11 protein-coding genes are annotated in these 11,753 nt (G+C 71.1%); 10 read left to right on the top strand and 1 reads right to left on the bottom strand.

What is annotated here, in order from left to right:
* Nucleotides 1-33: 33 nt before the first annotated feature.
* A complete protein-coding gene (locus ACIBF7_RS36960; protein WP_364234558.1) occupies nt 34-576 on the bottom strand; it encodes a TIGR03086 family metal-binding protein in 543 nt (180 codons plus the stop codon).
* Between ACIBF7_RS36960 and ACIBF7_RS36955 the strand changes: the two genes are divergently transcribed.
* The 10 genes from ACIBF7_RS36955 to ACIBF7_RS36910 all read left to right on the top strand — a co-directional run bounded on the left by ACIBF7_RS36955 (nt 575) and on the right by ACIBF7_RS36910 (nt 11,720).
* On the top strand, nt 575-1,402 hold the full coding sequence (locus ACIBF7_RS36955) for a DUF6597 domain-containing transcriptional factor (RefSeq protein ID WP_397199211.1): 828 nt from the start codon (nt 575-577) through the stop codon (nt 1,400-1,402). The genes ACIBF7_RS36960 and ACIBF7_RS36955 overlap by 2 nt on opposite strands.
* A 367-nt stretch (nt 1,403-1,769) precedes the next feature.
* Nucleotides 1,770-2,666, top strand: coding sequence for an aminoglycoside phosphotransferase family protein (locus tag ACIBF7_RS36950; RefSeq protein ID WP_397199210.1), 897 nt, complete (start codon nt 1,770-1,772; stop codon nt 2,664-2,666).
* A 76-nt stretch (nt 2,667-2,742) separates the two neighbouring features.
* On the top strand, nt 2,743-3,099 hold the full coding sequence (locus ACIBF7_RS36945; RefSeq protein WP_397199209.1) for a signal peptidase I: 357 nt from the start codon (nt 2,743-2,745) through the stop codon (nt 3,097-3,099).
* 228 nt (nt 3,100-3,327) lie between these two features.
* The gene (mfd, locus tag ACIBF7_RS36940; RefSeq protein ID WP_148029128.1) at nt 3,328-6,816 is read left to right on the top strand and encodes a transcription-repair coupling factor; all 3,489 of its coding nucleotides are present in this window, start codon (nt 3,328-3,330) and stop codon (nt 6,814-6,816) included.
* Between the two features lie 28 nt (nt 6,817-6,844).
* Nucleotides 6,845-7,441, top strand: coding sequence for a SurA N-terminal domain-containing protein (locus ACIBF7_RS36935; RefSeq protein ID WP_148029129.1), 597 nt, complete (start codon nt 6,845-6,847; stop codon nt 7,439-7,441).
* A gap of 1 nt (nt 7,442) precedes the next feature.
* Entirely contained in the window at nt 7,443-8,378 is a 936-nt protein-coding gene (locus ACIBF7_RS36930; RefSeq protein ID WP_397199208.1) for a MazG family protein, read from the top strand.
* A gap of 57 nt (nt 8,379-8,435) precedes the next feature.
* Nucleotides 8,436-9,713 carry a phosphopyruvate hydratase gene (eno, locus tag ACIBF7_RS36925; protein ID WP_148029131.1) on the top strand — a complete coding sequence of 426 codons (1,278 nt, stop codon included), beginning with the start codon at nt 8,436-8,438 and terminating at the stop codon, nt 9,711-9,713.
* Between the two features lie 69 nt (nt 9,714-9,782).
* Nucleotides 9,783-10,304, top strand: a complete 522-nt coding sequence (locus ACIBF7_RS36920; protein WP_397199207.1) for a septum formation initiator family protein — start codon at nt 9,783-9,785, stop codon at nt 10,302-10,304.
* Nucleotides 10,294-10,782 carry a DUF501 domain-containing protein gene (locus ACIBF7_RS36915; protein ID WP_148029133.1) on the top strand — a complete coding sequence of 163 codons (489 nt, stop codon included), beginning with the start codon at nt 10,294-10,296 and terminating at the stop codon, nt 10,780-10,782. Before ACIBF7_RS36920 ends, ACIBF7_RS36915 begins: the two co-directional genes overlap by 11 nt.
* Nucleotides 10,773-11,720 (top strand): exopolyphosphatase, encoded by a 948-nt coding sequence (locus tag ACIBF7_RS36910; protein ID WP_397199206.1) that lies wholly within the window; start codon nt 10,773-10,775, stop codon nt 11,718-11,720. The genes ACIBF7_RS36915 and ACIBF7_RS36910 overlap by 10 nt, the downstream gene beginning before the upstream one ends.
* Nucleotides 11,721-11,753 lie beyond the last annotated feature (33 nt).

The following is an 11,753-nucleotide window of genomic DNA, read 5'->3' as shown; positions in this document are numbered from 1 at the left end:
TAGTGGCGCATCTTCAGGAGTCAGAGGCGGGATCTAGGGGGTCCAGGCCGGATCCCTGCCGGTGACGCCGAGCAGGCGGTCGAGCGGCGAGGCGTCGTCCGGCACCGCCACCGCAGGCCCGAAGACGCCGCCCTGCCTGCCCTTCTCCGCCATCTGCTCGGTGAAGCTCAGCGCCCGCGCGACCGTCCCGGGGTCCGGGGCGTACTCCTGGCCGGTGGCCCTGGCCAGGTCCCAGCCGTGCGCCACCATGTCGACGAGATACATGTGGGCCAGCGTGGTCATCGGCATGCCCATGCCCTGGCTGACGCCCTCCCACGCCTCCGGCCGTGACCAGGCGGCGAGCGTGCGCTCCGCCCGCTCAGGGAAGTCGCCCGCGTACGGCCCCTGCTCGGCGGGCGCCTCATGGCGAGCCAGCGACGCGAACATCTCCGCCACCCATTCGAGGTGGTTGACCAGATCCTTCACGTCGTACTTCTCGCACGGGGTCGGGAGCCCGAGCTGCTCCTGCCGCACCGCCCGGACCAGTCTCGCGGTCTGTTCGGTAGCACGCGTCATCAGCGGCATCATGTCTTCCATGGCAGCGATGATGCCGGACCGGCCCGCCGCGGGGCTTGTAAAAACACGACTGCGAGGCTGGGTCGACCCGTACGCCGGGCTCGCCGCCTTCGACTTCGCCCGGCACGCGCCGTCCCCCGCGCTCGCTCCCTACGTCGACCACTTCTGGGTCGTCACCTGGACCGACCTCGCCGAACCGTACGAGCAGCGCATCGTCTCCCACCCGACCGTGAACATGACGATCACCCACGACTTCCACCGGATCGCCGGGGTGATCAGGGGCGGGTTCTCGTACACCATGCGGGGCAGCGGCCGCGTCCTCGGCATCCGCTTCGCCCCCGGCGGCTTCCGGCCGTTCCTCGGCGGTCCCGTGCACCGGCTGACCGGCCGCTTCCACGAGATCGGCGAGATGTACGGCGCCGCGGGCTCGACGATGGTGGAGCGCGTCCTGGCCGAACCTCGTATCCCGGCCGCCATCGCGATCGTCGAGACGTTCCTGCTGGGCCTGCGGCCGGAGCGGGACCCACTCGCCGAAGAGGTCGCGGCGCTGGTCGTGATGGCGGAGAACGACGTCACCGTGACCAGGGTCGACCAGTTGGCCGCCCGATCGGGGCGATCGGTGCGCTCGCTGCAGCGGCTGTTCAGGGACTACGTCGGCATCGGCCCCAAATGGGTGATCCGCCGCTTCCGGCTGCACGAAGCCGCGGAGCGCGTCTACCAGGGCCTCGACCTCGCCACCCTGGCCGTCGAACTCGGCTACACCGACCAGGCCCACCTGACCCGCGACTTCACCGCCGTGGTGGGCATGCCTCCAGCCGCCTACGCCCGACTCGGCCCGGCGCGCTGACGCGGTTCTCGCTCGAAGGCTTTCCGAACGCTTTGCAGGCGCCGGACGCTCACCCAACGGCATGGCCCTCGCAACCCAGGCGCTCCGCGCCGATCGTCTCGGACTGTGCTCAGCGGGGAGCCGAGCTCCCCGCCCCCCTCGCCGGGGGCCTCCCGGCCCCCTGGACCCCCGTGTGTGAGGTGGATTGTGTTTCCAGATGATCGTGAGGCTGTGCCGCCGGGGCGAGACCTGTGGGCCGTCGACCGCCTGCTCCGACCAACGCGGGCCTCGCAGGCGGGCTACGGTCTGTTCGCTCTCAAAGGTCCAGGTATCAATTCCTCGCCCTTGAGGAGATGGATCCGCCCACGGTGCGGACGGGTTGTCGATCATGAGGATGGCGGAGATGCGGCACTCGATCACGGTCCCGGAGTCGTTCCGGGCCTTGGGCCGTTGGCAGCTTGAGGGAGAAGCCGGGCGGCGATGGTTGTCCGCGCTTCCCCGTATCGTCGCCGAACACTGCGCCCGCTGGGGACTGGTGATCGATGGTCGTCCGATGCACGGGTACAACGGCCTGGCGGTGCCCGTTAGGCGCGGTGACGAACCGCTGGTGCTCAAGGTCGGGTGGCTTGACCGCTCGGTCGTGGAACAGGTCGAGGGCCTGCGGCTGTGGGATGGGCGGGGGACCGTACTGCTGGTCGACGCCGACCTGGACAGCGGCGCGCTCCTGCTGGAGCGGCTCGACTTCGGCAGGTCTCTGCGGGATGTGCCGCTGGAGGAGGCCGTTCCTCTCATCGGGCGGCTCCTGCGCCGGCTCGCCGTGCCCGCCTCCGGACGCTTCCGTTCCACCTGGGACGCCGCCGCCGAAGTCCATGACGGGTTGCGCGGCCGGTGGGAGGAGGCCGGGCGGCCCTTCCCCGTACGCGTGCTCGATGTCGCGGTCGGGCTGGCAGGGGAGATGGCGGCGGTGCGGTCTTCGGGCATGGTGAACCGGGACCTGTGCTACATGCATGTGCTGCGGGGACGCCGGGAGCCCTGGCTGACCGTGGACCCGCTGCCTCTGGAAGGCGCGATCGAGTATCAGGCGGGTCAGCTGCTCTGGACCCGCTACGACGAGATGGCCGATGGCCGGCGGCTTGATGCGCTGGTCGAGGCGGGAGGGATGGACCGGCGGGCAGCTTACGCCTGGGCCGTGCTGCGCTCGGTGGACTACTGGCTGTGGGGGCTGGGCGCCGGTCTCACCGAGGACCCGGTCCGCTGCGCACGCATCGTCGAGGAACCGGTGTGATCCCGGGCGTCGCCCGCGGGTGCTAGCGTCCCCGGGCGTGGTGGAAAGGGATGGGTCCCCAGCGGAGGATGACCGGGTGTACGTCGGCAATGCCGGCGTGGACGGGCCGCTGGACGGCGGGTGGCTGCTCGGTCATTTCAAGCCCCCGGGCGACGTGCGGCACAGCGAGGCCGTCGAGATCAAGTGGGGCCTGCACAAGCCCGGCGACGAGCGCGCCCGATGGGTCACCGGCGAGAACCGCACCGCCCTGCTCATCCTGATCAGCGGCCGGTTCCGGGTCGAGCTCCCGGGGCGCAGCGTGCTGCTGGCCGAGCGGGGCGACTACGTGGTGTGGGGCGAGGGCGTCGACCACTCGTGGCGGGCCGAGGAGGAGTCGGTGGTCCTCACCGTCAGATGGCCCAGCGTGCCCGGCCACAAGGTGCCTCAGGGGTAGCCGAGCCCAGCCTGGTGGGCGGGTGTGCCTCGCGTCTTCACCTGCGAAACCCCGTCTCACATACAGAGGCACCACGCAAGAGGAGCTCGGCTCCCCACTGGACACAGGCCCGTGGGGTTGGACGGGGCGCAGGCGCGAGCAGGGGGCGGGTGGGAAGTAGGCTGGATGTCATCACCCCCGCGCTCCGCTTGGCCGGGGGTAGTCGTGTTGCCATCGTGGGGCTAACTGATGAGTCTTTCCGGACTACTTGACCTTGTCGTCGCCGACCCCGAGCTGACCGCCGCCCTCGACAGGGGCGGTGACGTGGCGCTGGTGGCGCCCGCCGCGCTGCGGCCGTTCGGCGTGGCCGCGCTGGCCGGGCACGATCAGCGCACCGTGCTGGCCGTCACCGCGACGGGGCGGGAGGCGGAGGATCTGGCGGCGGCGCTGAGCAGCCTCATCGACCCCGGGTCCGTGGCGGTGTTCCCGGCGTGGGAGACGCTCCCGCACGAGCGGTTGTCGCCGCGGTCCGACACGGTGGGGCAGCGGCTGGCGGTGCTGCGGCGGCTGGCGCACCCGGTGAAGGGCGACAGCGCGGCGGGCCCGCTCAATGTGGTCGTGGCGCCCATCAGGGCGCTGCTGCAGCCGATCGTCAAAGGGCTGGGCGAGCTGGAGCCGATCCGGCTGAGGGCGGGCGACGACGCCGACCTGGACGAGGTGGTGACGCGCCTGGTGGAGAACGGCTACCACCGGGTCGACATGGTGGAGCGGCGCGGCGAGGTCGCGGTGCGCGGCGGGCTGCTGGACGTGTTCCCGCCGACGGAGGAGCACCCGCTGCGGCTGGAGTTCTGGGGCGACACGGTCGAGGAGATCCGCTGGTTCAAGGTGGCCGACCAGCGCTCGCTGGAGGCGGCGGAGGAGGGGCTGTTCGCGCCGCCGTGCCGGGAGCTGCTGCTGACCGCGGAGGTGCGGGAGCGGGCGCGGGAGCTGGCAGAGCGCTATCCGGCGCTGGCCGAGGTGCTCGACCAGCTCGCGGAGGGCACGCCGGTGGAGGGCATGGAGGCGTTCGCGCCCGCGCTCGCCGGTGAGATGGACCTGCTGGTCGACCATCTGCCGGTCAGGTCGGCGGTGTTCGTCTGCGATCCGGAGCGGATCAGGAGCCGGGCCGAGGAACTCGTGCGCACGTCGCAGGAGTTCCTGGAGGCGTCCTGGATCAACGCGGCGGCGGGGGGAGAGGCGCCGATAGACCTGGACGCGGCGGCGTTCCGCACCCTCGATGAGATCCGCGGCCACGCCGAGGCGCTGGGGCAGCCGTGGTGGACGATGGCGCCGTTCGGCGGCGGCGTGGAGCTGGCCGCGCACGACTCGGAGGCCTACCGCGGCGACACGCGCAAGGCGCTCGACGACATCAAGGGCTGGCTGGCCGAGGACAAGGCGGTCGTGCTCATCAGCGAGGGCCACGGGTCCGCCGAGCGCATGGTGGAGCTGCTCAAGGGCGTCGACGTGCCGGCCCGCCTGCAGCGGTTCGTCGACAAGGCGCCGGAGCCGAAGGTGGTGCACGTCACCACCGGGCTGCTGGAGCACGGGTTCGTCACGCCGGGCCTGGCCGTGCTCACCCATCTCGACCTGGTGGGCCAGAAGGCGTCCACGAAGGACATGCGCCGCCTGCCGTCGCGCCGTCGCAACATGGTCGACCCGCTGCAGCTCAAGGTGGGCGACCACGTGGTGCACGAGCAGCACGGCGTGGGCCGCTACATCGAGATGGTGCGCCGCACGGTCCAGGGCGCCACGCGCGAGTACTTGGTGATCGAGTACGCCAAGGGCGACCGGCTGTACGTGCCGACCGACCAGCTCGACGAGGTCACCCGCTACGTCGGCGGCGAGTCGCCGACGCTCAACCGGATGGGCGGCGCCGACTGGGCCAAGGCCAAGTCGCGGGCGAAGAAGGCGGTCAAGGAGATCGCCGGAGAGCTGATCCGGCTCTACTCGGCCCGCATGGCCTCGCCCGGCCACCCGTTCGCGCAGGACTCGCCGTGGCAGCGCGAGATGGAGGACGCGTTCCCGTACGCGGAGACCGCGGACCAGCTGGAGGCCATCGACGAGGTCAAGCGCGACATGGAGCGCGGCGTCCCGATGGACCGGCTGATCTGCGGCGACGTCGGCTACGGCAAGACCGAGATCGCGGTGCGCGCGGTGTTCAAGGCCGTGCAGGACGGCAAGCAGGTGGCGGTGCTGGTGCCGACGACGCTGCTGGTGCAGCAGCACATGTCGACGTTCACCGAGCGGTTCTCCAGCTTCCCCGTCACCATCAAGCCGATCTCCCGCTTCCAGAACGACGCCGAGGTCAAGGGCACGCTCGACGGGCTGCGCTCCGGCGCGGTCGACGTGGTGATCGGCACCCACCGGCTGCTCAGCCCGGAGGTCAGGTTCAAGGACCTCGGGCTGATCATCATCGACGAGGAGCAGCGGTTCGGCGTCGAGCACAAGGAGGCCATGAAGCACCTGCGCACACAGGTGGACGTGCTGGCCATGTCGGCGACGCCGATCCCGCGCACGCTGGAGATGGGCCTGACCGGCATCCGCGAGATGTCGACCATCCTCACCCCGCCGGAGGAACGCCACCCGATCCTCACGTTCGTGGGCCCGTACGAGGAGAAGCAGATCGGGGCGGCGATCCGGCGCGAGCTGATGCGCGACGGCCAGGTGTTCTTCGTGCACAACCGGGTGGCGTCGATCAACCGGGTGGCCGCCCGGCTGCGCGAGCTGGTGCCGGAGGCGCGGATCGCGGTGGCGCACGGGCAGATGAACGAGCACCAGCTTGAGAAGATCATGGTCGGGTTCTGGGAGCGCGAGTACGACCTGCTGGTCTCGACCACGATCGTGGAGTCCGGGCTGGACGTGCCCAACGCCAACACGCTCATCGTGGACCGGGCGGACAACTACGGCCTGTCGCAGCTCCACCAGTTGCGCGGGCGGGTCGGGCGGGGCAGGGAGCGCGGTTACGCCTACTTCCTCTACCCGCCGGAGAAGCCGCTGACCGAGACCGCCCACGAGCGGCTGGCCACGATCGCCCAGCACACCGAGATGGGCGCGGGCATGTACGTGGCGATGAAGGACCTGGAGATCCGCGGCGCCGGCAACGTGCTGGGCGCCGAGCAGTCGGGCTTCATCGCGGGCGTGGGCTTCGACCTGTACGTCCGGTTGATGGCCGAGGCTGTGCAGGAGCAGAAGGCCAAGCTCGAAGGCGTGGCGGCGGCCCCAGAGCAGCACGACGTCAAGGTCGAGCTGCCGATCAACGCGCACATCCCGCACGACTACGTCACCTCGGAGCGGCTGCGGCTGGAGGCCTACAAGCGGATCGCGGCCATCGCCGAGCCCGCGCACATCGACGAGGTGCGCGACGAGCTGACCGACCGCTACGGCAAGCCGCCGGTCGAGGTGGAGAACCTCCTGGAGGTCGCCGCGTTCCGGCTCAGGGCGCGCAAGGCCGGGCTGACGGACGTCACGCTGCAGGGGCAGTACATCAAGTTCGGCCCGGCGCGGCTGCGGGAGTCGCAGCAGATCCGGCTCGACCGGCTGTACAAGAAGTCGGTCTACAAGCAGGCCGCGGAGACGCTGCTGGTGCCGGTGCCCAAGACGAAGCCGCTGGGTGGGCAGCCGTTGCGCGACATGGATCTGCTCAAATGGTGCGGCGACCTGGTCGAGGCGATGTTCCTCGAACTCGCGCCGGTAAGCTGACTGGGGTTTTTGTCGGAAAGGGACACACGTGAAGTCGATACGAGTGGCTGTGGCCGCCGCGGCAGCCGGGGTGAGCTTCCTCGGCCTGGCCGCCTGCTCTACCCCTGTCGAGGCCGGAGCGGCGGCGATCGTCGGTGATCAGCGCATCTCCTCCAGCGACCTGAACGCGAACGTGAAGAGCTACCAGGCCGCGCTGGAGAGGGCGAACATCGGGCCCGACCAGCTCACGGCGCCCGTCGCGCAGTTCGTCCTCTTCAGCATGACCAACCAGCTCCGCTACCAGCAGCTGGCCGACAAGCACGGCGTCACGGTCAGCGAGACGGAGATCGACACCGCGCTCAAGGATCCGGGCGAGTTCCAGGACCCGCAGATGAACCTGCTGTCCAAGGGCGTCTCGCCGGCTGACGCGCGCGACTACGTCAAGGCCGAGGTGGGCATCCGCAAGGTCATGGACAAGTTCGGCGGCGCGGGCAACCAGCAGGCCGCCGCCAAGGTGCAGCAGGAGTTCAACTCGATCAAGACGGTCTTCAGCCCCCGTTACGGCACCCTCCAGCAGGGTCAGGGCTTCGTCGACCCGGGCCGCTTCGGCAAGCCGGCCCAGACCGCGCAGCAGCCGCAGGGCTGACATGCCGCTCGTCGTCGTCACCACCTCGCCGCGCGTCGCGCCTGGGCTGCTCAGCCACCAGGCGTGGCAGGCGTTCCGGTCCGGCCCGGTGCTGACGGGCTCGCCGGACCATCCGCAGCTGCCGTACCTCGCCGAGGCGGGGGTGGAGGTCGCGGTCGTCACCCCCGACCCGGCAGGGCTGGTCGCGCGGGCGGCGGGGGAGACGGTGGTGTGGCTCGCCGCCGATGGCGACGAGGACTTCATGCGCGCCCTCGGCCACGCCGCGATCGCGCTCGACGACCCGCCGCTGATCGAGGTGGTGCCCGGCTCGTACGACCTGCCGGGCGCGCGCGTGCTCGATCTCGTACGGGTGATGGACCGGCTGCGCACCGAGTGCCCGTGGGACCGCAAGCAGACGCACGAGTCGCTGGTGCCCTACCTGCTCGAAGAGGCTTACGAGGTGCTGGAGACGATCGAGGAGGGCGACCACGACGCGCTCCGCGAGGAGCTCGGCGACCTGCTGCTCCAGGTGGTCTTCCACGCCCGCGTGGCGGAGGGCTTCGACGTCGACGACGTGGCCGACGGCATCGTCGGCAAGCTGGTGCGGCGCCACCCCCACGTGTTCGGCTCGGTCAAGGCGGAGAGCGCCGACGAGGTGAACGACAACTGGGAGGCGATCAAGGCCACCGAGCGGGCTTCCCGGGGCGACGAGTCGCTGCTCGACGGGGTGCCGATGGGCCAGCCGGCGCTGTCGCTGGCGGCCCAGCTGCTGCGCCGCGCCGAGCGGTCGGGCGTGCCTGACGGCCTGTCCGCGGCGGTCGGCCAAGGGGTCGCCCGCGAGCTGTTCGACCTGGTGAAGCGGGCGCGCTCGGCGGGCGTCGACCCGGAGGCGGAGCTGCGGGCCGCGGCGCGGACGTATCGCGACCGGGTGCGCGCGTGGGAGTCGCGCCGGTCGTGATGCCCTCTACCGATAGGCTCTGAACGCATATTGCCTATCGATTCAGGAGCGCATCCCGTGGCTACCATCGAGGTCGTTTACGCTCGCGAGATCCTCGACTCCAGGGGCAACCCGACGGTCGAGGTCGACGTGGTCCTCGACGACGGCAGCACCGGCCGGGCGGCGGTGCCCAGCGGCGCGTCCACCGGCCAGTTCGAGGCCGTCGAGCTGCGTGACGGCGACGACCGCTACGGCGGCAAGGGCGTACGCAAGGCCGTGCTGGCCGTGACCGACGAGATCTTCGACGAGATCCACGGCATCGAGGCCGAGGACCAGCGCATCGTCGACCAGATCATGATCGATCTGGACCGTACGCCCAACAAGGCCAAGCTGGGCGCCAACGCGATCCTGGGCGTCTCGCTGGCCGTGGCCAAGGCCGCCGCCGACAGCGCCGAGCTGCCGCTCTTCCGCTACCTCGGCGGCCCCAACGCCCACGTGCTGCCGGTGCCGATGATGAACATCCTCAACGGCGGCGCGCACGCCGACACCAACGTCGACATCCAGGAGTTCATGATCGCGCCGATCGGCGCCGAGTCGTTCGGCGAGGCCGTGCGCATGGGCACCGAGGTCTACCACGCGCTCAAGAAGGTGCTGCAGGAGAAGGGCTACGCCACCGGTCTCGGCGACGAGGGCGGGTTCGCGCCCAACCTGCCGTCCAACCGCGACGCGCTCGACCTGATCCTGGTGGCCATCGAGCGGGCCGGCTTCACCCCCGGCGCCGACGTGGCGCTGGCGCTCGACGTGGCCGCCACCGAGTTCCACAAGGACGGCGTCTACACCATCGACGGCAAGGGCCTGTCCGCCCAGGAGCTGATCGCCTTCTACGCCGACCTGGTCGACAACTACCCGCTGGTGTCCATCGAGGACCCGCTCGACGAGGAGGACTGGGAGGGCTGGAAGGCCATCACCGAGGCACTCGGCGACCGGGTCCAGCTCGTCGGCGACGACCTGTTCGTGACCAACCCCGAGCGGCTGGCGCGCGGCATCGGGTCGGGCACCGCCAACGCCCTGCTGGTCAAGGTCAACCAGATCGGCACGCTGACCGAGACGTTCGACGCGGTCGACCTGGCCCACCGCAGCGGCTACCGGTGCATGATGAGCCACCGCTCCGGCGAGACCGAGGACACCACGATCGCCGACCTGGCGGTGGCGACCAACTGCGGCCAGATCAAGACGGGCGCCCCGGCCCGCTCCGACCGGGTGGCCAAGTACAACCAGCTGCTGCGCATCGAGGAGATCCTCGACGACGCCGCCCGTTACGCGGGTCGCGCGGCCTTTCCGCGTTTCCAGCAGTAATTTCGGGTAGCTGCCCGCGGCGGTCCGATGGCGCCGCGGGCGGTTCGTACGGGGAGGTGGATGCCGGAGGTGGCGAAGAAACCGCAGTTGACGGGGCGGGCCGCGATCCTCGCGGTGGTGGTCTGCGCGATCGCCATGAGCCTGGCGTACCCCGTCCGCACCTACATCGCCCAGCGGCGCGACATCGCCGAGCTCCGCGAGGAGAAGGCCAAGGTGGAGGCCGAGCGGCAGCGGCTGCTGGCCGAGAGCCGCCAGGTCGGCGACCCCAACTGGGTCAGGCGCACGGCCAAGGAGCGCCTCCACTACTGCGGCCAGGGCGAGAGGTGCTTCGTGGTGATGGACCCCGACCCGGGCAAGGGGCAGGCGGCGGCCCAGCGGCCGGCGCAGCAGCCGCCGTGGTACCAGACGCTGTGGGAGTCGGTCCAGGCGGCCGACGACGGCACGGGCCGGCGCGCGACCGAGCAGTCGCCCGGCCAATCGGCAGGGCAACCGACCGGACAGCCGGCAGAGCAGCCCACCGGGCAGCCCACCGAGCCCACCGGGCAGCCGGAGAAGCAGCCGGAGAAGCAGAAGGAGAGCGTTGGACAGTAAGGACGCCGAGGCCGTCGAGAAGCAGCTCGGGCGGCCGCCCCGGTCGCTGCGCCGGGTGGCGCACCGCTGCCCGTGCGGCAACCCCGACGTGGTGGAGACCGCGCCCAGGCTGGCCGACGGCAGCCCGTTCCCCACGCTCTACTACCTGACCTGCCCGAAGGCGGCCTCGGCCATCGGCACGCTGGAGGGCTCGGGGCTGATGCGCGAGATGCAGGACAGGCTGGCCGGCGACCCGGAGCTGGCGTCCGCCTACCAGGCCGCACACGACGCCTACCTGGCCAGGCGCGACGAGGTTGCCGCGGAGGAAGGGCTGGAGCCCCTGGCGCCCGGAATGCAGAGCGCCGGCGGCATGCCGCTGCGGGTCAAGTGCCTGCACGCGCTCGTCGCGCACGAGCTCGCGGCGCCGGGGAGCAACCCGTTCGGCAGGGAGGCGCTGGAGGCCCTCCCCGAGTGGTGGAGTGACGGACCATGCGTGTAGCCGCCATCGACTGCGGCACCAACTCGGTGCGCCTGCTCGTGGCCGACGCCGGCGAGGCCGCGCTGGCCGACGTCGAGCGGCGGATGGAGATCGTACGACTGGGCCAGGGCGTCGACCGGACCGGGCGGCTGGCGCCGGAGGCGCTGGAGCGCACGTTCGGCGCGATGCGCGCCTACCGCAAGCTGATCGACCAGCACGGCGCGGGCGCCACCCGCGTGGTCGCGACCAGCGCGACCCGCGACGCGGCGAACCGTCAGGAGTTCACCGACGGGGTGCGCGAGATCTTCGGCGTGGAGCCGGAGGTGATCTCGGGGTCCGAGGAGGCCGAGCTGTCGTTCACCGGCGCCACCAGGGGGCTGGTGCGGCTGTCGCCGGAGACCGAGGTGCCGCAGGGGCCGCTGCCGCCTTACCTGGTGGTCGACATCGGGGGCGGCTCGACGGAGTTCGTGGTGGGTTCGGAGCACGCCGAGTCGGCGATCTCGGTCGACATCGGCTGCGTGCGGCTGACCGAGCGCCACCTGCGCGACGCCGGTGACCCGCCGTCCGCGGCGGCGCTGGAGGCGGTGGTGGCCGACGTCGAGGCCGCGCTCGCCCGCGTCGAGGACGAGGTTCCGGTACGCGACGCGCGCACGCTCGTGGGGCTGGCCGGTTCGGTGACGACGGTGGCGGGCGTCGCGCTCGACCTGCCCGCCTACCTGCCGGAGCGGATCCACCACGCGCGTCTCTCCAGCGAGCAGGTGCACGACGTCACCCGGCGGCTGCTGGCGATGACCCACGACGAGCGGGCGGCGCTGCCGGTGATGCACCCGGGCCGGGTGGACGTCATCGTGGCGGGGGCGCTCATCCTCGACCGGATCGTCCGGAGGTTCGGATTCGAGCAGGTCGTCGTGAGCGAACACGACATCCTTGACGGAATTGCCTGGTCTCTCGTCCGTTAAGTCGCCAAATCTACACATATAACCGGCGTGTTC

Source organism: Nonomuraea sp. NPDC050478, assembly GCF_044458265.1.
Classification (GTDB): domain Bacteria; phylum Actinomycetota; class Actinomycetes; order Streptosporangiales; family Streptosporangiaceae; genus Nonomuraea; species Nonomuraea ferruginea.
Note: the sequence above shows the minus strand (reverse complement) of the source record. Positions and strands in the feature narration are given on the sequence as shown.

What these genes read in the sequence shown, in the direction of transcription:
- ACIBF7_RS36955 (WP_397199211.1), top strand. Translation starts at nt 575, where the DNA reads ATGGCAGCGATGATGCCGGACCGGCCCGCCGCGGGGCTTGTAAAAACA.
- ACIBF7_RS36960 (WP_364234558.1), bottom strand. Translation starts at nt 576, where the DNA reads ATGGAAGACATGATGCCGCTGATGACGCGTGCTACCGAACAGACCGCG.
- ACIBF7_RS36950 (WP_397199210.1), top strand. Translation starts at nt 1,770, where the DNA reads ATGAGGATGGCGGAGATGCGGCACTCGATCACGGTCCCGGAGTCGTTC.
- mfd (WP_148029128.1), top strand. Translation starts at nt 3,328, where the DNA reads ATGAGTCTTTCCGGACTACTTGACCTTGTCGTCGCCGACCCCGAGCTG.
- ACIBF7_RS36930 (WP_397199208.1), top strand. Translation starts at nt 7,443, where the DNA reads ATGCCGCTCGTCGTCGTCACCACCTCGCCGCGCGTCGCGCCTGGGCTG.
- ACIBF7_RS36910 (WP_397199206.1), top strand. Translation starts at nt 10,773, where the DNA reads ATGCGTGTAGCCGCCATCGACTGCGGCACCAACTCGGTGCGCCTGCTC.